General features: G+C 61.5%; 35 protein-coding genes. 2 read left to right on the top strand and 33 right to left on the bottom strand.

The features are described 5' to 3' along the window. Positions 1-112: 112 nt before the first annotated feature. Positions 113-766: a c-type cytochrome gene (locus FPJ27_RS20785; protein WP_204426332.1), complete on the bottom strand. Its 654-nt coding sequence runs from the start codon at positions 764-766 to the stop codon at positions 113-115. Between the two features lie 214 nt (positions 767-980). Between FPJ27_RS20785 and yihA the strand changes: the two genes are divergently transcribed. Together yihA and hemB are read left to right on the top strand one after the other, a co-directional pair. Further along, positions 981-1,640 carry a ribosome biogenesis GTP-binding protein YihA/YsxC gene (gene yihA, locus FPJ27_RS20780; RefSeq protein WP_204425462.1) on the top strand — a complete coding sequence of 220 codons (660 nt, stop codon included), beginning with the start codon at positions 981-983 and terminating at the stop codon, positions 1,638-1,640. Positions 1,641-1,893: 253 nt separating this feature from the next. Then, complete coding sequence (hemB, locus tag FPJ27_RS20775; RefSeq protein WP_034209736.1) at positions 1,894-2,892, top strand: porphobilinogen synthase; 999 nt, start codon at positions 1,894-1,896, stop codon at positions 2,890-2,892. Between the two features lie 155 nt (positions 2,893-3,047). On the opposite strand, the gene dsbD is transcribed toward hemB, so the two are convergent. The 32 genes from dsbD to tuf form a co-directional block, all read right to left on the bottom strand. Further along, positions 3,048-4,895 (bottom strand): protein-disulfide reductase DsbD, encoded by a 1,848-nt coding sequence (gene dsbD, locus FPJ27_RS20770; RefSeq protein ID WP_204425458.1) that lies wholly within the window; start codon positions 4,893-4,895, stop codon positions 3,048-3,050. Then, entirely contained in the window at positions 4,888-5,214 is a 327-nt protein-coding gene (gene cutA, locus FPJ27_RS20765; RefSeq protein ID WP_072443822.1) for a divalent-cation tolerance protein CutA, read from the bottom strand. Before cutA ends, dsbD begins: the two co-directional genes overlap by 8 nt. A 201-nt stretch (positions 5,215-5,415) precedes the next feature. Next, positions 5,416-5,811 carry a 50S ribosomal protein L17 gene (gene rplQ / locus FPJ27_RS20760; protein ID WP_006477175.1) on the bottom strand — a complete coding sequence of 132 codons (396 nt, stop codon included), beginning with the start codon at positions 5,809-5,811 and terminating at the stop codon, positions 5,416-5,418. A 138-nt stretch (positions 5,812-5,949) separates the two neighbouring features. Then, positions 5,950-6,927 carry a DNA-directed RNA polymerase subunit alpha gene (gene rpoA / locus FPJ27_RS20755; protein ID WP_006477176.1) on the bottom strand — a complete coding sequence of 326 codons (978 nt, stop codon included), beginning with the start codon at positions 6,925-6,927 and terminating at the stop codon, positions 5,950-5,952. 124 nt (positions 6,928-7,051) lie between these two features. Next, entirely contained in the window at positions 7,052-7,675 is a 624-nt protein-coding gene (gene rpsD, locus FPJ27_RS20750; protein ID WP_012362893.1) for a 30S ribosomal protein S4, read from the bottom strand. Between the two features lie 154 nt (positions 7,676-7,829). After that, positions 7,830-8,231 carry a 30S ribosomal protein S11 gene (rpsK, locus tag FPJ27_RS20745; RefSeq protein WP_004197937.1) on the bottom strand — a complete coding sequence of 134 codons (402 nt, stop codon included), beginning with the start codon at positions 8,229-8,231 and terminating at the stop codon, positions 7,830-7,832. Between the two features lie 28 nt (positions 8,232-8,259). Then, entirely contained in the window at positions 8,260-8,625 is a 366-nt protein-coding gene (gene rpsM, locus FPJ27_RS20740; RefSeq protein WP_006477178.1) for a 30S ribosomal protein S13, read from the bottom strand. Positions 8,626-8,663: 38 nt separating this feature from the next. Further along, positions 8,664-8,780: a 50S ribosomal protein L36 gene (gene rpmJ / locus FPJ27_RS20735; protein ID WP_004199844.1), complete on the bottom strand. Its 117-nt coding sequence runs from the start codon at positions 8,778-8,780 to the stop codon at positions 8,664-8,666. Between the two features lie 20 nt (positions 8,781-8,800). Next, entirely contained in the window at positions 8,801-9,019 is a 219-nt protein-coding gene (gene infA / locus FPJ27_RS20730) for a translation initiation factor IF-1 (protein WP_004521905.1), read from the bottom strand. 8 nt (positions 9,020-9,027) lie between these two features. Then, positions 9,028-10,377 carry a preprotein translocase subunit SecY gene (gene secY / locus FPJ27_RS20725; protein WP_072443819.1) on the bottom strand — a complete coding sequence of 450 codons (1,350 nt, stop codon included), beginning with the start codon at positions 10,375-10,377 and terminating at the stop codon, positions 9,028-9,030. Between the two features lie 42 nt (positions 10,378-10,419). Further along, positions 10,420-10,854 (bottom strand): 50S ribosomal protein L15, encoded by a 435-nt coding sequence (rplO, locus tag FPJ27_RS20720; RefSeq protein ID WP_006482880.1) that lies wholly within the window; start codon positions 10,852-10,854, stop codon positions 10,420-10,422. 26 nt (positions 10,855-10,880) lie between these two features. Further along, positions 10,881-11,063, bottom strand: coding sequence for a 50S ribosomal protein L30 (rpmD, locus tag FPJ27_RS20715; RefSeq protein ID WP_006400644.1), 183 nt, complete (start codon positions 11,061-11,063; stop codon positions 10,881-10,883). A gap of 15 nt (positions 11,064-11,078) precedes the next feature. Further along, positions 11,079-11,597, bottom strand: a complete 519-nt coding sequence (rpsE, locus tag FPJ27_RS20710; RefSeq protein WP_006482895.1) for a 30S ribosomal protein S5 — start codon at positions 11,595-11,597, stop codon at positions 11,079-11,081. A gap of 14 nt (positions 11,598-11,611) precedes the next feature. Then, a complete protein-coding gene (gene rplR, locus FPJ27_RS20705) occupies positions 11,612-11,977 on the bottom strand; it encodes a 50S ribosomal protein L18 (RefSeq protein WP_006477183.1) in 366 nt (121 codons plus the stop codon). Between the two features lie 12 nt (positions 11,978-11,989). Then, positions 11,990-12,520 (bottom strand): 50S ribosomal protein L6, encoded by a 531-nt coding sequence (gene rplF / locus FPJ27_RS20700; protein WP_006758786.1) that lies wholly within the window; start codon positions 12,518-12,520, stop codon positions 11,990-11,992. An 18-nt stretch (positions 12,521-12,538) separates the two neighbouring features. Continuing rightward, positions 12,539-12,934: a 30S ribosomal protein S8 gene (gene rpsH, locus FPJ27_RS20695; RefSeq protein WP_034183605.1), complete on the bottom strand. Its 396-nt coding sequence runs from the start codon at positions 12,932-12,934 to the stop codon at positions 12,539-12,541. Between the two features lie 14 nt (positions 12,935-12,948). After that, positions 12,949-13,254, bottom strand: coding sequence for a 30S ribosomal protein S14 (rpsN, locus tag FPJ27_RS20690; protein WP_006482884.1), 306 nt, complete (start codon positions 13,252-13,254; stop codon positions 12,949-12,951). Positions 13,255-13,261: 7 nt separating this feature from the next. Beyond that, complete coding sequence (rplE, locus tag FPJ27_RS20685) at positions 13,262-13,801, bottom strand: 50S ribosomal protein L5 (protein WP_006482882.1); 540 nt, start codon at positions 13,799-13,801, stop codon at positions 13,262-13,264. 16 nt (positions 13,802-13,817) lie between these two features. After that, on the bottom strand, positions 13,818-14,126 hold the full coding sequence (gene rplX / locus FPJ27_RS20680) for a 50S ribosomal protein L24 (protein ID WP_006477187.1): 309 nt from the start codon (positions 14,124-14,126) through the stop codon (positions 13,818-13,820). 9 nt (positions 14,127-14,135) lie between these two features. Beyond that, the gene (gene rplN / locus FPJ27_RS20675) at positions 14,136-14,504 is read right to left on the bottom strand and encodes a 50S ribosomal protein L14 (protein ID WP_006482918.1); all 369 of its coding nucleotides are present in this window, start codon (positions 14,502-14,504) and stop codon (positions 14,136-14,138) included. Between the two features lie 309 nt (positions 14,505-14,813). Continuing rightward, the gene (gene rpsQ, locus FPJ27_RS20670) at positions 14,814-15,086 is read right to left on the bottom strand and encodes a 30S ribosomal protein S17 (RefSeq protein WP_006752928.1); all 273 of its coding nucleotides are present in this window, start codon (positions 15,084-15,086) and stop codon (positions 14,814-14,816) included. Then, positions 15,083-15,277 (bottom strand): 50S ribosomal protein L29, encoded by a 195-nt coding sequence (rpmC, locus tag FPJ27_RS20665; RefSeq protein ID WP_006400652.1) that lies wholly within the window; start codon positions 15,275-15,277, stop codon positions 15,083-15,085. The genes rpsQ and rpmC overlap by 4 nt, the downstream gene beginning before the upstream one ends. Before the next feature lie 9 nt (positions 15,278-15,286). After that, the gene (rplP, locus tag FPJ27_RS20660) at positions 15,287-15,703 is read right to left on the bottom strand and encodes a 50S ribosomal protein L16 (protein WP_006482873.1); all 417 of its coding nucleotides are present in this window, start codon (positions 15,701-15,703) and stop codon (positions 15,287-15,289) included. 2 nt (positions 15,704-15,705) lie between these two features. Further along, entirely contained in the window at positions 15,706-16,506 is an 801-nt protein-coding gene (gene rpsC, locus FPJ27_RS20655; RefSeq protein WP_006482899.1) for a 30S ribosomal protein S3, read from the bottom strand. Positions 16,507-16,517: 11 nt separating this feature from the next. After that, complete coding sequence (gene rplV / locus FPJ27_RS20650) at positions 16,518-16,847, bottom strand: 50S ribosomal protein L22 (RefSeq protein WP_004199272.1); 330 nt, start codon at positions 16,845-16,847, stop codon at positions 16,518-16,520. A 12-nt stretch (positions 16,848-16,859) separates the two neighbouring features. Continuing rightward, positions 16,860-17,135 (bottom strand): 30S ribosomal protein S19, encoded by a 276-nt coding sequence (gene rpsS, locus FPJ27_RS20645; RefSeq protein WP_004199273.1) that lies wholly within the window; start codon positions 17,133-17,135, stop codon positions 16,860-16,862. Between the two features lie 10 nt (positions 17,136-17,145). Next, positions 17,146-17,973: a 50S ribosomal protein L2 gene (gene rplB, locus FPJ27_RS20640; RefSeq protein ID WP_006482900.1), complete on the bottom strand. Its 828-nt coding sequence runs from the start codon at positions 17,971-17,973 to the stop codon at positions 17,146-17,148. Positions 17,974-17,975: 2 nt separating this feature from the next. Next, on the bottom strand, positions 17,976-18,290 hold the full coding sequence (gene rplW, locus FPJ27_RS20635; protein WP_004199275.1) for a 50S ribosomal protein L23: 315 nt from the start codon (positions 18,288-18,290) through the stop codon (positions 17,976-17,978). Beyond that, on the bottom strand, positions 18,287-18,907 hold the full coding sequence (gene rplD / locus FPJ27_RS20630; RefSeq protein WP_040143046.1) for a 50S ribosomal protein L4: 621 nt from the start codon (positions 18,905-18,907) through the stop codon (positions 18,287-18,289). Before rplD ends, rplW begins: the two co-directional genes overlap by 4 nt. Further along, a complete protein-coding gene (gene rplC, locus FPJ27_RS20625) occupies positions 18,907-19,557 on the bottom strand; it encodes a 50S ribosomal protein L3 (protein WP_006482922.1) in 651 nt (216 codons plus the stop codon). The genes rplD and rplC overlap by 1 nt, the downstream gene beginning before the upstream one ends. A gap of 178 nt (positions 19,558-19,735) precedes the next feature. Continuing rightward, a complete protein-coding gene (rpsJ, locus tag FPJ27_RS20620) occupies positions 19,736-20,047 on the bottom strand; it encodes a 30S ribosomal protein S10 (protein WP_004199280.1) in 312 nt (103 codons plus the stop codon). A 286-nt stretch (positions 20,048-20,333) separates the two neighbouring features. Next, positions 20,334-21,524 carry an elongation factor Tu gene (tuf, locus tag FPJ27_RS20615; protein WP_006482910.1) on the bottom strand — a complete coding sequence of 397 codons (1,191 nt, stop codon included), beginning with the start codon at positions 21,522-21,524 and terminating at the stop codon, positions 20,334-20,336. Positions 21,525-21,554: the final 30 nt, after the last annotated feature.

Raw genomic sequence — 21,554 nt, 5'->3', positions numbered from 1 at the left:
ACTGACAACAAAAAAGGGCAAGGCGACCGCAACGGTGCGGCGCCCCACCCTTTTCTTGTTCTGACTCCGGACGCCCTTCGGGCGCCCGGTCATTCCATTCGCGACCGACCGCTCAACGCAGGCCCGCGATGTAATCCGCGACGGCCTTGATCTCGTTGTCCGACAGGCGCGTCGCGATCTGATGCATCGCGTCGTTGTTGTTGCGCGCGCCAACTCCCTGCTGGAACGCGGTCAACTGCGCGACCGTGTAATCGGCCCACTGCCCCGACAGACGCGGGTACTGGACCGGAAGCCCCTGCCCGGTCGGCCCGTGGCAGCTCGCGCAGGCGGGCACGCCCTTCTCCGCGATGCCGCCGCGATAGATCTTCTGGCCGATCGGCACGGTCGCCGCATCGCGTGCGGTACCGAGCTTCGTCGTCTGCGACCCGTAGTATGCGGCGACGTTGCGCATGTCGTCCGCGCTCAGCGCGCTCGCGAATCCGACCATCACCGCGTTGTTACGCACCGGCCCCTTCGCGCCCGGCTGCGCCTTGAAGTCGTTCAACTGCTTGACCAGATACTCGGGATGCTGGCCGGCAAGCTTCGGGAAACTGCCCGACGCGCTATTGCCGTCGGCGCCGTGACACGACGCGCAGACCTGCCCGGCAATCGCCTTGCCGCGGTCGAGATCCGGCTTTGCCGCATCCGCCGCGTTTGCCTCCGCTACGAAACCTACGAACCCTGCTGCAACCTGAAGCACCATCAGAGACTTGCACAGTCGATTCATTCGCACACCCTGTTTCGTCTTGTGGGAATTTGAGGTTCTGCAAAAAACGACGGCGACCAGTCTACCGCAGAAGCCACATAAAAGCGCGAGGCAGGCGCCCGGTGGCCTTCGGCAAAACCGCCGTATTGTACAATATCGTGTTGAAAGCTCCCGCGCCTATCGGGGCTACCCCGCCTCCACCAAGCGGCTCGCGCCGCCCGTCCTTCCGGTTCCCATGGCCTTTCTGCTCCATCAAGCCCGCTTCTACACGACCGTCAACCATCTGCGCGACCTGCCGCCGACGGTACAGCCGGAAATCGCGTTCGCGGGCCGCTCGAACGCCGGCAAGTCGACGGCGATCAACGTGCTGTGCAACCAGAAGCGGCTGGCCTTCGCGTCGAAGACGCCCGGCCGCACGCAGCATATCAACTACTTCTCCGTCGGCCCGGCCGCCGAGCCCGTCGCGAACCTCGTCGACCTGCCCGGCTACGGCTACGCGGAAGTGCCGGGCGCCGCGAAGGCGCACTGGGAAATGCTGCTGTCGTCCTACCTCGCAACCCGCTCGCAGCTCTGCGGCCTGATCCTGATGATGGATTCGCGCCGTCCGCTCACCGACCTCGATCGCCGCATGATCGAGTGGTTCACGCCGACCGGCAAGCCGATCCACACGCTGCTGACGAAGTGCGACAAATTGACGCGGCAGGAAAGCATCAACGCGCTGCGGGCCACGCAAAAGGGGCTGGATGCGTATCGCGACCAGGGCGTCCAGGGCAAGCTGACGGTCCAGCTGTTCTCCGCGCTGAAGCGCACGGGGCTCGACGAGGCGCATGAGCTGATCGAGAGCTGGGTGCGGCCGTCCGTCGCCGACGAAAAAAGCGAGCCTGTAGCACAATGATCGGGCAACGCGCGGCCGGAATCGGCGGCGCGCACCTGACGGCGCCTGCGGATTCGGCCGGCTCATAAAAAAACCCGCCGTTTAACGGCGGGTCAAACAGCCTAATCGAAAAACGACAGGCACCCGCTCAGGGAGGAGAAGCGGGGAGTTGCACGCGACGCGTGCCGCTCGATCGCTATCATATACCAACGCTCCCGAAAATGACCTAAGGGTTCCGTAAGGTCCTTACTGCCCTGATTTCTGCCCAATCGACATGAGCTTCCATCCGCTTCATCGTCCGCGCCGGATGCGCCGCGACGACTTCTCCCGGCGCCTGATGCGCGAAAACCGCCTGACCACCGACGACCTGATCTATCCGGTGTTCGTCGTCGAAGGCACCAACGAACGGCAGCCGGTGCCGTCGATGCCCGGCGTCGAGCGCGTGTCCGTCGATCTGTTGATGCATGTCGCCGAGCAATGCGTCGAACTCGGCGTGCCCGTGCTGTCGCTGTTCCCGGCCATCGAGCCGTCGCTGAAAACGCCTGACGGCCGCGAGGCAGCCAATCCGGAAGGCCTGATCCCGCGTGCGGTGCGCGAGCTGAAGAAGCGCTTCCCCGAGCTCGGCGTGCTGACCGACGTCGCACTCGATCCGTACACGAGCCACGGCCAGGACGGCGTGCTCGACGAGAACGGCTACGTGATCAACGACGACACGATCGAGATCCTGGTCGATCAGGCGCGTGCGCAGGCCGAAGCAGGCGTCGACATCGTCGCGCCGTCGGACATGATGGACGGCCGCATCGGCGCGGTCCGCGAGATGCTGGAAAGCGACGGCCATATCCATACGCGCATCATGGCCTACTCGGCCAAGTTCGCGTCGGCGTTCTACGGCCCGTTCCGCGACGCGGTCGGCTCGGCATCCAACCTGGGCAAGGGCAACAAGATGACCTACCAGATGGATCCGGCGAACAGTGACGAAGCGCTGCGCGAAGTGCGCCTCGACATCGACGAAGGCGCCGACATGGTGATGGTCAAGCCCGGCATGCCGTACCTCGACATCGTGCGTCGCGTGAAGGACGAGTTCCGCTTCCCGACCTACGTGTACCAGGTGAGCGGCGAATACGCGATGCTGAAGGCTGCCGCGATGAACGGCTGGCTCGACCACGACAAGGTCGTGCTCGAATCGCTGCTCGCGTTCAAGCGTGCAGGCGCCGACGGCGTGCTCACGTACTTCGCGCTCGACGCCGCGCGTCTGCTGAAAGCGCAACGCTGATCGCGCGCCGGCAGGCGTAAGGAAAAACGGCGGGACACCTCGGTGTTCCGCCGTTTTTTTTTGCCGCCGATCGAAGCCACCTGCCTGCCGACGTCGCATCGTCATGCTGATGCCGAGCGAGCGCCCCGGTTCACCGCCGCCCCCAGCGGGCAGCGTCATACCGTCGGGACAGCGGCCCGATCGAGGCTGCGCAGGAACGCCTCGGCCGCCTGATAGCCGACCACGCGCCCGATTTCGTTGCCGCTGCGATCGAAAAAGATGATGCCCGGCGGCCCGAACAGGTTGAAGCGCTTGAGCAGCGCCTGATCGTCCGGGTTGTTCGCGGTGACATCCGCGCGCACGAGGTGAAGCTTCGCGAGCCGCGCCTGCACGCGCGCGTCGGTAAACGTCAGATGCTCCATCTCCTTGCAGCTCACGCACCAGTCGGCGTAGAAGTCGAGCATCACGGGCCGGCCCGACGTCTTCAGCAGCACGTCGAGCTCGCTGCTGGAGCGCACCGATGCGAACGCGGGCCCGTCCTGCGCGGCTGCCGTGCCCGCCGCCGCACCGCCCGACGCAACCGTGCGAGCCGCAAGCACAGCCAGCGGCTTGACGGGATCGGTCGACCCTGCAGCTAGGCCGACGAGCAGCGTCGCTGCCCAGATCGCGAGCGCGGCGCCCACGCCGCGGCCCAGGCGGCGCCAGATCGACGCGGCGCCGGCATTCGGCGTGAACAACCCGAGTGCCGCGGCCGCGATGAGTAGCCACAACGCGGCGAGCACCATCTTCAGACCGCCCGCGAGCACGGGCCACACGATCCACAGCGCGGCCGCGAGCAACACGATGCCGAAGAACACCTTCACGCCATCCATCCATGCGCCCGCGCGCGGCAGCACCGTACCCGCACCGATGCCGACCACGAGCAGCGGCACGCCGAGCCCCAGCCCCATCGCGAACAACGCGGCGCCGCCGAGCAACGCATTGCCGGTATGCGCGATGAACGCGAGCACGGCAAACAGCGGCGCCGTCATGCATGCGCCGACGACCAGCGCCGACAATGCGCCCATCGCGGCGACCGCGATGAAGTGGCCGCCCCGGCGCGCGCTCGATGCCTCGGCCGCGCCGTTCTGCCAGCGCTCGGGCAGCGCGATGTCCTTACCCGAAATCAGCGATACGGCGAACGCGGTGAGCAGCACGCCGAACGCGCCGAGCACCCACGGGTTCTGCAGCCACGCGCCGAGACTCTGGCCGACCAGCGCCGCGGCGATGCCGAGCACCGTATAGACCAGCGCCATGCCGACCACGTAGGTCAGCGACAGCGCGAAGCCGCGCGCATGCGTCGCGCGCGTGCCCTGGCCGATGATGATCGCGGACACGATCGGAATCATCGGGTACGAACAGGGCAGGAGGCTCAGAACGACGCCAGCGACGAAGTACAGCGCGACGATCGTGAAGAAGCCGTGCCCTTCGAGCAGCGACTGCGCGAAATCGGCGCTCGTGACCTTGTCGAACCAGCTACCCGCGGCAGCCGTTTCACCGGACGACGATGCGGCTGCACCCAGCGCGGCGCCGTCGATCTTCACGACGTGCTCCGCCGGCGGATAGCAGATCCCTTCGTCCGCGCACCCCTGCGACGTCACCGCGAGCTCGAACGGCCCCGACGCCTGCTTGACCGGCACGTGCACCACGACTTCGTCACGATAGGTCTCGACGTCCTTCTGGAACGTCTGGTCGAACTTCACGTGGCCGGCCGGCAATTGGGGCTCGCCGAGCGTCGCCTGCCCGCTCTTCACTGCGAATGAGAACCGCTCGCGATACAGGTAATAGCCGTTGGCGACCCTGAAGCGGACGTCCACCTGTCCCGGCGATTCGCTCGCGCTGAACTTGAACGCAACCGACGGATCGAGGAAATCGTCGGCCGCGCGCGCAACCGACAGCCCGCCCAGCACGAGCACGCACGACAACAGAACTGCAAGAAACCGCAGCGCGCGCACGCGCACGGGAAGCGCCATACCGTTAAACATGAAATAGACGTTGAGTTTCGCTGGTCACCCACTGGCCGTACGCGGCCGATGCCGTCGCCTGCCACGAGACGATTTCGGGCGTCTCGTACGGATGATGCGCAAGAATAAATCGCTCCAGTTCGAGCGCCCGCACGGGGCTCGTCTTGAACAGCAACTGGATCTCGTCGGCCGTTTCGACCTTGCCCTGCCAGTGATAGCGCGACTTGATCGTGCCGAGCTCCGACACGCACGCGGCAAGCCGCGCGTCGAGCGCACCGTCGGCGAGCGCCGCGGCCGTCGCCGCGTCGGGCACCGTCGTCAGCATCAGCACCACTATCATCCGCGTCCTCCTGGCTGGTCTACCGGCTCCTGCCGGCGCGGCAACCCACCCTGGGACCACGCTGGCTGCCCCGTATCGTAGCGCAGCCCGCGCAACGCTGCCGGGACCGGCCTGCGACAATCGATCGCAGCCGGCGCCTCAAAAACAAAAAGGGCCAAGCAATCGCTCGGCCCCTTTCAGATACTGCTGCGTACCGGAAGCTTATTCAGCTTCTTGCACGTTTTCCGTTTCGTCGACTTCCGGACGGTCGAGCAGCTCGACCAGTGCCATCGGTGCGTTGTCGCCGACGCGGAAGCCGAACTTCAGCACGCGCAGGTAGCCGCCCGGACGGTTCGCGAAACGCGGACCGAGCACGTCGAACAGCTTCGCCACCGAGTCACGATCGCGCAGGCGGTTGAACGCCAGGCGACGGTTTGCCAGCGACGGCTTCTTGCCGAGCGTGATCAGCGGCTCGACGACTTTACGGAGTTCCTTCGCCTTCGGCAGCGTCGTCTTGATGACTTCGTGCTCGATCAGCGAGTTGGACATGTTACGGAGCATAGCCAGACGGTGGCTGCTCGTGCGGTTCAGTTTCCGCAGACCATGACGATGGCGCATTTCAGTTTCCTTGATTCAAAGTTTTGATCCAGCTCTTCTATCGCACCTCGAAGGGTGCACGGGCCGGTAACGAAAAAAAGCAAGATGCGGATTTTAAAGGAAAATCCGCATCTTTGCCAACTGCAGCAACAACCGGGCTTACTTGTCGAGACCAGCCGGCGGCCAGTTCTCGAGCTTCATGCCCAGCGTGAGACCGCGCGAAGCGAGCACTTCCTTGATCTCGTTGAGCGACTTGCGACCGAGGTTCGGCGTCTTCAGCAGCTCGTTTTCCGTGCGCTGGATCAGATCGCCGATGTAGTAGATGTTCTCGGCCTTCAGGCAGTTCGCCGAACGAACCGTCAACTCGAGATCGTCCACCGGACGCAGCAGGATCGGGTCGATCTGCGGTGCGCGCGACGGTGCCTCGGCAGCCGTTTCCGTGCCTTCCAGCGCCGCGAACACGGACAGCTGGTCGACCAGGATGCGGGCCGATTGACGGATCGCTTCTTCCGGCGTGATCACGCCGCTCGTCTCGATGTTCATCACGAGCTTGTCGAGGTCGGTACGCTGCTCGACACGTGCGCTTTCGACAGCGTAGCTCACGCGGCGAACCGGCGAGAACGATGCGTCGAGGACGATGCGGCCGATGATCTTGGCCGTGTCTTCACCGTAGCGACGGACGTTGCCGGGCACATAGCCGCGGCCCTTCTCGATCTTGATCTGAACGTCGAGCTTGCCGCCCTTCGACAGGTGCGCGATCACGTGATTCGGGTTGATGACTTCGCAATCGTGAGCCAGCTCGATATCGCCGGCCGTGACCACGCCTTCGCCTTCCTTGCGCAGCGTAACCGTCACTTCGTCACGGTTATGCAGCTTGAACACCACACCCTTCAGGTTCAGCAGCAGGTTGACGACGTCTTCTTGCACGCCATCAAGCGTCGAGTACTCGTGCACCACGCCCGCGATCGTGACTTCGGTCGGCGCGTAGCCAACCATCGACGACAGCAGCACGCGGCGAAGCGCATTGCCCAAGGTATGGCCGTACCCGCGTTCGAACGGCTCCATGACCACCCTCGCGTGGTTCTCGCCAAGCGATTCCACGGCGATGATCTTGGGTTTCAGCAAACTGGTTTGCATGGGCTTTCCTTTTCAATACCCTCGGCTCGTTACACCGATAAGGCTGACCGGTAACAACCAGAAAATAAACAGCCGAGGCCCTTCCTTGCGCAACGCAATCAGGGTACCTCGGCCGTCAATCGGATTAACGCGAATACAATTCGACGATCAGGCTTTCGTTGATGTCGCCTGCGATGTCAGCGCGTTCCGGCATTTGCTTGAACGTGCCTTCGAACTTCTTCGCATCGACTGCAACCCAGCTCGGCATGCCGCCTTGCTCGGCCAGCGACAGTGCTTCGACGATACGCGCCTGCTTCTTCGCCTTTTCGCGGATCGCGACGACGTCACCCGCCTTCACTTGCTGCGACGGGACGTTCGCGACGACGCCGTTCACCGTGATCGACTTGTGGCTCACGAGCTGACGCGCTTCGGCGCGGGTCGAGCCGAAGCCCATGCGATACACGACGTTGTCGAGGCGCGACTCGAGCAGTTGCAGCAGGTTTTCACCCGTGTTGCCCTTGCGGCGGTCGGCTTCAGCGAAGTAGCGGCGGAACTGACGCTCCAGCACGCCGTAGATACGCTTGACCTTCTGCTTTTCGCGCAGCTGCGTACCGTAGTCGGACGTACGTGCGCCCGAGGTACGGCCGTGCTGACCCGGCTTGCTGTCGAGCTTGCACTTGTCGGCGAGCGAGCGGCGCGCGCTCTTCAGGAACAGGTCGGTGCCTTCACGGCGGGACAGCTTGGCTTTGGGGCCGATATAACGTGCCACTTTGCATTCCTTTATCAATCAGTCACGCGGATCGAAATCCGCGCTAGTCCGCTCCCTTTGGGGCGAACGGTGGGCTTAGTCAATCAAAAAAGCAACGCCCGTCGACGCTGAGCGGCGACAGGCAATGCGCTAGCACGAACGTGCCAGCGCATTCTTAGATACGACGACGCTTCGGCGGGCGGCAGCCGTTGTGCGGAATCGGGGTGACGTCCGAAATCGCGGTGATCTTGATGCCGAGGCCGTGCAGTGCACGCACTGCCGACTCGCGACCCGGGCCCGGGCCCTTGATCCGCACTTCCAGATTCTTCACGCCATATTCCATCGCGACGCGGCCGGCCGACTCGGCTGCGACCTGTGCAGCGAACGGCGTCGACTTGCGCGAGCCCTTGAAGCCCTGGCCGCCCGACGTCGCCCACGCCAGCGCGTTGCCTTGGCGATCGGTGATCGTGATGATCGTGTTGTTGAACGACGCGTGGACGTGAACCACACCTTCAGCGACGTTCTTCTTAACCTTTTTGCGAACGCGTTGCGCCGCGGTGTTCGAAGCCTTAGCCATTACGTTTTCCTGTAACTGTCAGTTCCGCTTACTTCTTCAGCGCTTGCGCTGCACGACGCGGACCCTTGCGGGTACGTGCGTTCGTACGCGTACGCTGACCGCGCATCGGCAGGCCCTTGCGATGACGGACGCCACGGTAGCAACCGAGGTCCATCAGGCGCTTGATGTTCATCGTCACTTCACGGCGCAGATCGCCTTCGACGACAAACTTGCCCACTTCTTCACGCAGCTTTTCCAAGTCTGCGTCGGTCAGGTCCTTGACCTTCTTCGAAAAATCGACGCCAGCTGCCACGCAGATGCTGCGCGAACGGGTGCGGCCGACACCGAAGATAGCCGTCAGGCCGATCTCGGTGTGCTGGTGATTCGGGATGTTAACCCCTGCGATACGAGCCATTGTTTTTCCTCAAACAAAAAGCGCAAACAAACGCGCGGTCAGCCTTGGCGCTGCTTGTGGCGCGGATCCGAGCTGCAGATCACGCGAACGACGCCTTTGCGCTTGATGATCTTGCAATTGCGGCAAATGCGCTTAACCGATGCCATCACTTTCATGATAATACCCTTTTTTCAAATCACTTCGCCCGGAACACGATCCGCGCACGAGACAGATCGTAAGGCGTCAACTCAACCGTCACCTTGTCGCCGGGCAGAATGCGGATGTAGTGCATCCGCATCTTTCCGGAAATATGCCCCAACACGACATGGCCGTTTTCCAGCTTCACACGGAAGGTCGCATTCGGGAGGTTTTCGATCACCTCACCCTGCATCTGGATTACATCGTCTTTGGCCATAGTCCTTATTAACGCGTTGGGATGTTGCCGCCCTTGAAGTTGGCCTTCTTGAGCAGCGACTCATACTGTTGCGACATAACGTACGACTGCACCTGCGCCATAAAGTCCATCGTGACGACGACAATGATCAGCAGCGACGTTCCACCAAAATAAAACGGCACGTTCCAGCGCAGCACCAGGAATTCCGGCAGCAGACACACGAAGACGATGTAGATCGCACCGGCCAGCGTCAGACGCGTGAGGATGCGGTCGATATATCGTGCAGTCTGATCGCCCGGACGGATGCCCGGAACAAACGCGCCGCTCTTCTTCAGGTTGTCCGCGGTTTCCCTGCTGTTGAACACCAGTGCGGTGTAGAAGAAGCAGAAAAACACGATTGCCAGCGTGTACAGCAGCACATAGACCGGCTGGCCCGGCTTCAGCGCTTCCGCAACGTTATGCAACGTATTGGAAATCCAGCTTCCCGTCGGCTGACCGGTACTGAACCAGCCGAGAATCGTCGCCGGGAACAGGATGATCGACGATGCGAAGATCGGCGGAATCACGCCCGACATGTTCAGCTTCAGCGGCAGGTGCGACGACTGTCCGCCGTAGATCTTGTTGCCGACCTGGCGCTTCGCGTAGTTCACGAGGATCTTGCGCTGACCGCGTTCGATGAACACGACCAGGTAAGTCACCGCGGCAATCAGAACGACGATGATGATCGCCGAAATGATGCTCATCGAACCCGTACGCACCAGCTCGAACAGCCCACCGACGGCATTCGGGAACCCTGCTGCGATCCCGCCGAAGATGATGATCGAGATACCGTTGCCCAGACCACGCTCGGTAATCTGCTCGCCGAGCCACATCAGGAACATCGTGCCGGTAACCAGCGTCACGACCGTCGTCAGACGGAACAGCATGCCGGGATCGGTGACGAGGCCCGGCTGGTTTTCCAGCGCAGCCGCGATACCGAACGCCTGGAAGGTCGCGAGCACCACGGTGAAATACCGCGTGTACTGCGTGATCTTCCGTTGCCCTGCCTGCCCTTCCTTCTTCAGCGCCTCGAGTTGCGGCGAAACGATCGCCAGCAACTGCATGATGATCGACGCCGAAATGTACGGCATGATCCCCAGCGCAAAGATCGTGAAGCGGGAAAGTGCGCCACCCGAGAACATGTTGAACATGCCCAGGATGCCACCCGCCTGGCTCTGGAACAGCTTGGCCAGTTGATCCGGATCGATGCCCGGCACGGGAATGTGCGCGCCGATGCGATAGACGATCAGCGCCAGGAGCAGGAACATCGCTCGCCGACGCAGATCGCCGAATTTCGCCGTGCTTCGACCGGGTTTTGCAAGACTCGGGCTGTTAGCCAAGTACCTTCTCCGATGAATGCAAGTGACGACGCGCTACGCGTGTCACTCGGCGAACGAACCGCCAGCCGCTTCGATCGCAGCGCGCGCACCCTTGGTGGCACCGAGACCCTTCACGACGATCTTGCGCTTCAGTTCACCCGTCGCGATGATCTTTGCGCTCTTCGTCAGCTCGCCGACCAGGCCGGCTTGCTTCAGTGCGAGCAGATCGATCTCGTCGACCGGCAGCTTCTCGAGGTCGCCCAGGCGCACTTCACCGACGAATTCCTTCGTCAGCGACGTGAAGCCGCGCTTCGGCAGACGACGTTGCAGCGGCATCTGACCGCCTTCGAAACCGACTTTGTGAAAGCCGCCCGAACGCGATTTCTGACCCTTGTGACCACGGCCAGCCGTCTTGCCGAGGCCCGAACCGATGCCACGGCCGACGCGACGCTTGGCGTGCTTGGCGCCAGCTGCCGGCTTCAGGTTATTCAATTCCATATCAACTCCTTGATCCGTAGGGCCGCTTACGCGATGACCTTAACGAGGTACGAGACCTTGTTGATCATGCCGCGGACCGCCGGCGTGTCCTGCAGCTCGCTGACCGAGTTGAGTCGGCGCAGGCCCAGGCCACGCACGGTCGCGCGGTGCGATTCGCGGGTCCCGATCAGGCTCTTAACGAGCTGAACCTTGACAGTTTTTTCAGACATGGTGACCACCCGGGCTTAGCCCAAAATTTCTTCGACGGACTTGCCGCGCTTCGCCGCGATGTCTGCCGGGGTGGACTGCTTGCGCAGGCCGTCCAGCGTGGCGCGAACGAGGTTGTACGGGTTCGTCGAACCGTGGCTCTTCGCCACAACGTTCTGAACGCCCATCACGTCGAACACTGCGCGCATCGGGCCGCCGGCGATCACGCCCGTACCTGCCTTCGCCGGAGCGAGGAGGACGGCCGATGCGCCGTGCTTGCCGTGCACTTCGTGCTGCAGCGTGCCGTTCTTGAGCGGCACCTTGAACATGTTGCGGCGAGCTTGTTCCATTGCCTTCTGGACAGCGACCGGCACTTCCTTCGCCTTGCCCTTGCCCATACCGATGCGGCCATCACCATCGCCAACCACGGTCAGTGCGGCGAAGCCGAGAATACGGCCACCCTTCACGACCTTGGTCACGCGATTGACCGAAATCATCTTTTCGCGAAGGCCGTCGTCGCGCTCGTCAGCCTGAACTTTCGCTTGCATCTTTGCCATGACGAATTCCTTCCTTAGAACTTGAGCCCAGCTTCGCGAGCTGCCTCAGCCAGCGCTTTCACGCGGCCGTGGTAGCGGAAGCCCGAGCGGTCGAAGGCGACGGATTCGATGCCGGCGGCCTTTGCCTTCTCGGCAATACGCTTGCCGATCAGCGTCGCGGCGTTAACGTTGCCGCCCTTGCCCGACTTGTCGGCGAGCTCGGCGCGCACTTCTGCCTCGAGCGTCGACGCGCTGGCGAGCACCTTGGTGCCGCACGGCGAGAACACTTGAGCGTAGATGTGCGTGTTCGTGCGATGCACGGCGAGACGCGCGACCTGCAGCTCAGCGATCTTGATACGCGTCTGGCGAGCGCGGCGCAGGCGAGATTGAGTCTTATCCATGATTGCGCACCCTTACTTCTTCTTCGTTTCTTTGAGGATCACAACCTCGTCGGAATAGCGCACGCCCTTGCCCTTGTAGGGCTCCGGCGGACGGTAACCGCGAACTTCCGCAGCTACTTGACCGACTTGTTGCTTGTTGATCCCCTTGATCACGATTTCGGTTTGCGTCGGGGTTTCAGCCTTGACGCCTTCCGGCATCTGGTGCACCACCGGGTGCGAGAAACCCAGCGACAGGTTCAGCTTGTCGCCTTGCGCTTGCGCACGGTAACCGACGCCAACCAGCGTCAGCTTGCGCTCGAAACCCTTGGTCACGCCGTGCACGGCATTCGCGATGATCGCGCGCATCGTGCCCGACAGTGCGTTTGCTTCGCGGCTTTCGTCGACCGGCGACAGATTCAGCGTGCCGTCGTTGTTCGCCACGTTCACGAGCGGATTGATCGCTTGCGTGATGGTGCCCAGCGGGCCCTTGACGGTGATTGCACCGTCGGCCAGCTTGACTTCCGCGCCTTGCAGCGCGATCGGGCTCTTACCTACTCGAGACATGTTTCTCTCTCCTCGGCTTTAAGCGACGTAGCAGATGACTTCGCCGCCGACGCCGGTAGCGCGCGCCTTGCGGTCGGTCATCACGCCCTTCGGCGTCGACACGATTGCCACGCCGAGGCCATTCATGACCTGCGGAATGTCGTTACGACCGCGGTAGACGCGCAGGCCAGGCTTCGACACGCGCTCGAGGCGTTCGATGACCGGACGGCCAGCGTAGTACTTCAGCGCGATGTTCAGTTCTGCCTTCGCGCCTTCAGCCTTCACCGCGAAATCGTCGATATAACCTTCGTCCTTCAGGACTTGCGCGATTGCAACCTTGACCTTCGACGAGGGCATCGCGACCGATACCTTCTCGACCATCTGCGCGTTGCGGATGCGAGTCAGCATATCGGCGATAGGATCACTCATGCTCATTTACGTTTCTCCTATTACCAGCTCGCCTTGGTCAGGCCAGGAATCTCGCCACGGAATGCGATTTCACGAATCTTGTTACGCGCGAGGCCGAATTTACGGAACGTGCCACGCGGACGGCCCGTGATCGCGCAGCGGTTACGCTGGCGGGTCGGGTTTGCGTTGCGGGGCAGTTGCTGCAGCTCCAGGCGTGCTTCGTAGCGCTCTTCTTCCGACTTGCTTTGGTCTTCGACGATCGCCTTCAGCGCTTCGCGCTTTGCTGCGAACTTCGCGACCAGGCGGGCGCGCTTCTTTTCACGTTCGATCAGTGCCAGTTTAGCCACGGTAACCTCAGTTTCTGAACGGGAACTTGAAGCTGGCGAGCAGAGCCTTTGCTTCGTCGTCGGTCTTCGCAGTCGTCGTGATGCTGATGTTCAGCCCACGCAGTGCGTCGATCTTGTCGTAGTCGATTTCGGGGAAAATGATCTGCTCTTTCACACCGATGTTGTAGTTGCCACGGCCATCGAAAGCACGACCCGACACGCCGCGGAAGTCACGCACGCGGGGCAGGGCGACGGTCACGAAACGGTCGAGGAATTCATACATCGCACGACCACGCAGCGTCACCATCGCGCCGATGGGATAACCCTGGCGGATCTTGAAGCCTGCGATTGCCTTGCGCGCCTTCGTCACGACCGGCTTCTGACCAGCGATCTTCGTGAGGTCGCCAACGGCGTTCTCGATGATCTTCTTGTCAGCGATCGCTTCGCCAAGACCCATGTTCAGCGTGATCTTGGTGATGCGCGGCACTTCCATGACCGACTTGTAACCGAACTTCTCGATCAGGCCGGGCACAACCTTTTCTTTGTAAAACTCTTGAAAACGAGCCATTTTTTACTCCGCTGCGTCAGGCGCTCAGTACGGCACCGGTCGTCTTCAGGAAGCGAACCTTCTTGCCTTCCTCGACCTTGATGCCAACACGCGACGCCTTGCCATTCGCGTCGACCAGTGCGACGTTCGAAATATGCAGGGGCATCGTCTTCGCTTCCACGCCGCCCGTCGTACCCTTCATCGGGTTCGGCTTCACATGCTTCTTGACGAGGTTGATACCTTCAACCGTCACATGCTCAGCACCGACAGCCAGCACGACGCCGCGCTTGCCCTTGTCCTTGCCGGTAACGACGATCACTTCGTCACCCTTGCGAATCTTGTTCATCGCGACTCCTTACAGCACTTCCGGCGCCAGCGAAACGATCTTCATGAATCGTTCGCTACGCAGCTCACGCGTCACCGGCCCGAAGATACGGGTGCCGATCGGCTCGAGCTTGTTATTCAAAAGCACAGCGGCGTTGCCGTCGAACTTGATCAGCGAGCCGTCTTGACGGCGCACACCCTTGGCGGTGCGGACCACCACGGCGTTGTAAATTTCGCCTTTCTTCACGCGCCCGCGCGGCGTTGCCTCTTTGACGCTCACCTTGATGATGTCGCCAATGCCGGCATAACGACGCTTCGAGCCGCCGAGCACCTTGATGCACAGGACTTCACGTGCACCCGTGTTGTCGGCTACTTCGAGCCGAGATTCGGTCTGGATCATGGTTTGTCTTTCCCAACTTAATCCGGATGCACCACCATGATGCATTCGGTCAGTCTTGGTCCCGTCAGCCAATCGGCTGCTTGGGTTGGAACAGCAGCGACGGCAAACGAAACCCGCCATCGCAATTCGGTGAATCTTTCGGACAGGCTGGCGCCAGTCCGCTTCCCCCACCAACTTCGCCCGCGACGGGGCTCCCATAAAGAGGGAAGACCAGGATTATAACAAATAATCCTGGTCACGCAAGCAAAAACTTTGCGATTTCAAGCACTTCGTGGAGAAGTGCCTGTTACTGCCTACCGCACGGCCCGCTTAGATGACGCGAGCTGCTTCGACGAGGCGCGACACCGTCCAGGCCTTCGTCTTCGAAACAGGACGAGTTTCCTGGATTTCGACGAGATCGCCTTCGTTGCAGGTGTTCGCTTCATCGTGCGCGTGGTATTTCTTCGAGCGCACGACATACTTGCCGTAGATCGGGTGCTTGACGCGGTGCTCGATCAGCACGGTGACGGTCTTGTCCATCTTGTTGCTGACGACCCGACCGACCAGCGTCCGCTTCAGCGAGGTTTTCACGCTATCGTTCATTTCTGGTTCGCCTTCTGAGTCATGACGGTCCGCACACGTGCGATGTCGCGACGAACCTTCTTCAGCTGGCTCGTGTTCGTGAGCTGCTGGGTCGCGAGTTGCATGCGCAGGCCGAATTGCGCCTTCAGCAGGTCCGCCAGCTCCTTGTTGAGCGCGGCCTGGTCTTTCTGGAGAAGTTCGGAAGCCTTCATGTTTTCTCCTTAGGCGCCGAGCTGGCGCACGATGAATGCCGTCTTCAGCGGCAGCTTGGCTGCAGCCAGACGGAACGCTTCGCGTGCCAGTTCTTCGGTTACGCCGTCCATTTCATAGAGCATCTTGCCCGGCTGAATCTCGGCGACGTAGTACTCCGGGTTACCCTTACCGTTACCCATACGCACTTCGGCCGGCTTCTGCGAAATCGGCTTGTCCGGGAAGATCCGGATCCAGATGCGGCCGCCACGCTTGATGTGACGCGTCATTGCACGACGCGCCGCTTCAATTTGACGTGCGGTCAGACGACCGCGACCGATCGCCTTCAGGCCGAATTCACCGAACGACACTGCGTTGCCGCGCGTCGCCTTGCCGGTGTTACGACCCTTCTGCTCTTTACGATACTTTCTGCGTTTCGGTTGCAGCATCGTTATTCTCCAGTCTTGCCGTCTTCGGGCTTGCCGGCGCCACGGCGCGGTGCGCCACGGCGAGCACCCGGAGCGCCGCCTTCGCCGTCACGGCGCGGACGACGATCGCCCGGACGCGCATTGCGACGCGGACGCTTGTCTTCGGCTACTTCTTCCACCACCGGTGCGTCATTGCGGCCGAGCGTGTCGCCCTTGTACACCCACACCTTGACGCCGATGATCCCGTAGGTCGTCTTCGCTTCCGAAGTCGCGTAGTCGATATCGGCACGCAACGTGTGAAGGGGCACGCGACCTTCGCGATACCACTCCGTACGAGCGATTTCGATACCGTTCAGACGGCCAGCGCTCATGATCTTGATGCCCTGGGCACCCAGACGCATCGCATTCTGCATCGCACGCTTCATCGCGCGACGGAACATGATCCGACGCTCGAGCTGTTGCGTGATCGAGTCAGCGATCAGTTGCGCATCGGTTTCCGGCTTGCGGATCTCTTCGATGTTGACGTGGACCGGAACGCCCATGCGGCGTTGCAGTTCCGTCTTCAGCTGTTCGATATCCTCGCCCTTCTTGCCGATGACCACGCCCGGACGCGAGCTGTAAATCGTGATGCGCGCGTTCTTCGCCGGACGCTCGATGACGACCCGACCGACCGAAGCGTTCTTCAGCTTCTTCTTCAGGTATTCACGAACACCGATGTCTTCCTGCAGCATCGCCGCGAAATTGTTGTTGTTCGCGTACCAACGCGAAGCCCAATTACGGCTGACAGCCAGGCGGAAGCCAGTCGGATGAATTTTCTGTCCCATCGTATGGCTCCTTAATTCCCGACCGTCACAGTGATGTGACAGGATTGCTTCTCGATGCGGTTACCGCGGCCCTTGGCGCGCGCGGTGAAACGCTTGAGCGATGCAGCCTTGTCGACGTAGATGCTCTTGATCTTGAGCTCGTCGATATCGGCGCCTTCGTTGTGCTCCGCATTCGCGATTGCCGACAGCACAACCTTCTTCACGATGCCAGCCGCCTTCTTCGGCGAGAACGTCAGAACGTTCAGCGCCTTGTCGACCGGCAAACCGCGGATCTGGTCAGCCACAAGGCGCGTTTTTTGCGCCGAGATGCGGGCACCGCGATGAATTGCTTTCACTTCCATCTTGATTGCCCCTTATTTCTTGGCCTTCTTGTCGGCTGCGTGACCCTTGAACGTACGGGTCAGTGCGAACTCGCCAAGCTTGTGGCCGACCATGTTTTCCGAGATGTACACCGGAACGTGTTGACGGCCGTTGTGAACAGCGATCGTCAGGCCGATGAAATCCGGCAGAATCGTCGAGCGACGCGACCAGGTCTTGATCGGCTTTTTGTCGCGCGAAGCTGCAGCCGCCTCAACTTTCTTCAGCAAATGGGCGTCGCAGAACGGACCTTTTTTAACAGAACGTGCCATTGCCTACTCCTTAACGCTTGTGACGGCGCTGGACGATCATCGTCGTCGTGCGCTTGTTGCTGCGGGTGCGGTAACCCTTAGCCGGCGTACCCCACGGGCTCACCGGGTCGCGACCTGCAGCCGTCTTGCCCTCACCACCACCGTGCGGGTGATCGACCGGGTTCATCGCAACGCCACGCACCGTCGGGCGGATACCGCGCCAGCGGTTCGCGCCAGCCTTGCCGATCTGGCGCAGGCTATGCTCTTCGTTGCCGACTTCACCGATCGTTGCACGGCACTCGATGTGCACGCGGCGGATTTCGCCCGAACGCAGGCGAACCTGCGCGTAGACGCCTTCGCGCGCCAGCAGCATGGCCGACGTGCCGGCCGAACGCGCCATTTGCGCGCCCTTGCCCGGCAGCATCTCGATGCAGTGGATCGTCGTACCGACCGGAATGTTGCGGATCGGCAGCGTGTTGCCTGCACGGATCGGCGCTTCCGAACCCGACATCAGCTGTTGGCCGACGGTCAGGCCCTTCGGGGCGATGATGTAGCGACGCTCGCCGTCTGCGTAGAGCACCAGCGCGATGTTCGCGCTGCGGTTCGGGTCGTATTCGAGACGCTCGACCTTTGCCGGGATGCCATCCTTCGTGCGACGGAAATCGACGATACGATAGTGCTGCTTGTGACCACCGCCCTTGTGGCGCGTGGTGATGCGGCCGTTGTTGTTACGGCCGGCGGTCGAGCTCTGCGAGTCGAGCAGTGCCGCGAACGGCTTGCCCTGGTGCAGGTTCTTGTTGACCACCTTGACCATCGCGCGGCGACCCGGCGAAGTCGGTTTAACTTTCACGATTGCCATGATTACTTGGCCTCCGCTTCAAAGTTGATTTCCTGGCCGGGCTTCAGGCAAACGTACGCCTTCTTCACGTCCTTGCGGCGGCCCATCGAACGGCCAAAGCGCTTCTGCTTGCCCTTCTGAACCAGCACGTTGACGGAATCAACTTCCACCTTGAACAGCAGCTCGACAGCCGCCTTCACTTCCTGCTTCGTGGCATCCGGTGCGACTTCGAACACGACTTGCTCGTTCTTGTCGGCAACCAGCGTCGCCTTTTCCGAGATCACCGGTGCGAGCAGGACCTGCATCAAACGATGATCGTTCTTGCGAATCTCGCTCATGACAGCAACTCCTCGATCTGGGCGACCGCAGCCTTCGTGACCAGCACTTTCTTGAAGTAGATCAGCGACAGCGGGTCAGCGTAGCGCGGCTCGACAATTGCCACGTGCGGCAGGTTGCGCGAAGCCAGGTACAGGTTTTCGTCAACCGTGTCGGTGATGATCAGCACGGAGTCGAGACCCATGGTCTTGAATTTGTCGGCCAGCAGCTTGGTCTTCGGCGCTTCGAGGACGATGTCCTCGACGACCGACAGACGGCCTTCACGGGCCAGCTGCGAGAAGATCGAGCAGAGACCTGCGCGATGCATCTTCTTGTTGACCTTGTGCGAGAAGTTTTCTTCCGGCGAGTTCGGGAAGATACGACCACCGCCACGCCACAGCGGGCTCGACGACATACCGGCACGAGCACGGCCCGTACCCTTCTGGCGCCACGGCTTCTTGGTGGTGTGCTTGACCTGCTCGCGGTCCTTCTGCGCGCGGTTACCCTGGCGAGCATTCGCCTGGTAAGCGACGACGACCTGGTGGATCAGCGCTTCGTTGTAGTCACGACCGAACACGACGTCCGATGCGTTGACCACTGCACCTTCCTGACCATTTTCGTTCAGGAGCTTGAGTTCCATTATTTCGCCCCCTTGGTCTTGACGGCCGGCGTGACAAAAACCTTGCCACCCTTCGCGCCCGGAATCGCACCCTTGACGAGCAGCAGCTTGCGCTCTGCGTCGATACGAGCGATTTCGAGGTTCTGCACCGTCACGGTCACGTCACCCATGTGACCCGTCATGCGTTTACCCGGGAACACGCGACCCGGATCCTGCGCCATACCGATCGAGCCCGGCACGTTGTGCGAGCGCGAGTTACCGTGCGTGGCACGGCCGGAGGAGAAGTTGTAACGCTTGATCGTACCGGCGTAGCCCTTACCGATCGACACGCCTTGCACGTCGACCTTCTGGCCCACTTCGAAAAGATCTGCACCGACCACGGCGCCATTCGACAGCTCGGCTGCCTTGGCCGCGTCAATGCGGAATTCCTTGAGGATTTCACCGGCTTCGACACCGGCTTTGGCGAGATGACCTGCCAGCGGCTTCGTCACGCGCGAGGCGCGGCGGGAGCCGAATGCAACCTGCACGGCCGTGTAGCCGTCGGTTTCAACAGTCTTGATCTGCGTCACGCGGTTGTCCGACACGTCCAGCACGGTGACGGGAATCGAATCCCCTTCAGCCGTGAAGATACGGGTCATGCCAACCTTGCGACCTACGAGTCCAAGGCTCATCATTTTCTCCATTCCCGACTGCGATTGGTCGGGGCTGATTTACAAAATGCCGGGCACGCAAGGCCCAACTTTTTTACGCGAATACGCGAAAAGCCAAGCAGTATAGCCCGACCTCTCGTTTTCCGCAAGCAATACAAAGACTTAGCGCCGCCCGGCAAGCCGATCGGCGCTGGAAGCCTTACTGCAGCTTGATTTCCACGTCGACGCCAGCCGGCAGATCGAGCTTCATCAGCGCGTCAACCGTCTTGTCGGTCGGATCGACGATGTCCATCAGGCGCTGGTGGGTGCGGATTTCGAGCTGATCGCGCGACGTCTTGTTGACGTGCGGCGAACGCAGGATGTCAAAACGCTGAATGCGCGTCGGCAGCGGCACCGGGCCACGGACGATTGCGCCAGTCCGCTTCGCGGTATCGACGATCTCGGCAGCCGATTGATCGATCAGACGATAGTCGAAAGCCTTCAGGCGAATGCGGATTTTCTGTTGCTGCATGACGATTCCTTGAAAAGAGCGAGGCGATGTTGCATCGCCGGACACTAAAAGAACGTGAAACATGACGCCTGCGGGGAGCGAGACATCAGGTTCCGGACAGTACTTCCACTGCTAAGCCCGCGATTCTACACGAAATTGTGGAGCGGTGGTGCGGGTTTCTCGGCCCATGCAACGGAGCACCGGAAAAACAAAACCGGGCGCCAGCGCAAGCTGGGCACCCGGTTTCGACGGTACGACTGCATACCGCGGAATCGCGGACCCCGTCGGGATCCGCGGATCGTCGATGTTACTCGATGATCTTGGCGACGACGCCGGCGCCGACGGTACGGCCGCCTTCGCGGATTGCGAAGCGCAGACCTTCTTCCATCGCGATCGGAGCGATCAGCTTCACCGTGATCGACACGTTGTCGCCCGGCATCACCATTTCCTTGTCCTTCGGCAGCTCGATCGAGCCCGTCACGTCCGTCGTACGGAAGTAGAACTGCGGACGGTAGTTGTTGAAGAACGGCGTGTGACGGCCGCCTTCGTCCTTGCTCAGCACGTACACTTCAGCCGTGAAGTGCGTGTGCGGCGTGATCGAACCCGGCTTCGCCAGAACCTGGCCACGCTCCACGTCTTCACGCTTCGTGCCGCGCAGCAGGATACCAACGTTGTCGCCTGCCTGACCTTGGTCCAGCAGCTTGCGGAACATTTCAACGCCCGTGCAGGTCGTCTTCACCGTCGGCTTGATACCGACGATTTCGATTTCCTCGCCGACCTTCACGATGCCGCGCTCGACACGACCCGTCACCACCGTACCACGGCCCGAGATCGAGAACACGTCTTCCACCGGCATCAGGAACGCGCCGTCAACTGCGCGCTCCGGCGTCGGGATGTACGTGTCCAGCGCGTCGGCCAGGCTCATGATCGCCACTTCGCCCAGCTCGCCCGTGTCGCCTTCCAGCGCCAGCTTCGCCGAACCCTTCACGATCGGCGTGTCGTCGCCCGGGAAGTCGTACTTCGACAGGAGTTCGCGAACTTCCATCTCGACCAGTTCGAGCAGTTCAGCGTCGTCCACCATGTCGCACTTGTTCAGGAACACGATGATGTACGGAACGCCAACCTGACGCGCCAGCAGGATGTGCTCACGCGTTTGCGGCATCGGGCCGTCTGCTGCCGAGCAAACCAGGATCGCGCCGTCCATCTGTGCCGCGCCCGTGATCATGTTCTTCACATAGTCAGCGTGGCCCGGGCAGTCGACGTGTGCGTAGTGGCGGTTAGCCGTTTCGTACTCGACGTGTGCCGTGTTGATCGTGATGCCGCGCGCCTTTTCTTCCGGTGCCGCGTCGATCTGGTCGTATGCCTTCGCTTCTCCGCCGAACTTCTTCGTCAGAACCGTCGTGATCGCTGCCGTCAGCGTCGTCTTGCCGTGGTCAACGTGACCAATCGTACCAACGTTCACGTGCGGCTTGGTCCGCTCAAACTTTTCCTTTGCCATGATTCTCTTCTTTCAAAAAATAATCAGTTG

The organism is Burkholderia sp. MS455, assembly GCF_016899445.1.
Lineage (GTDB): Bacteria > Pseudomonadota > Gammaproteobacteria > Burkholderiales > Burkholderiaceae > Burkholderia > Burkholderia pyrrocinia_C.
This window is presented reverse-complemented; position numbering and strand designations above follow the sequence as displayed.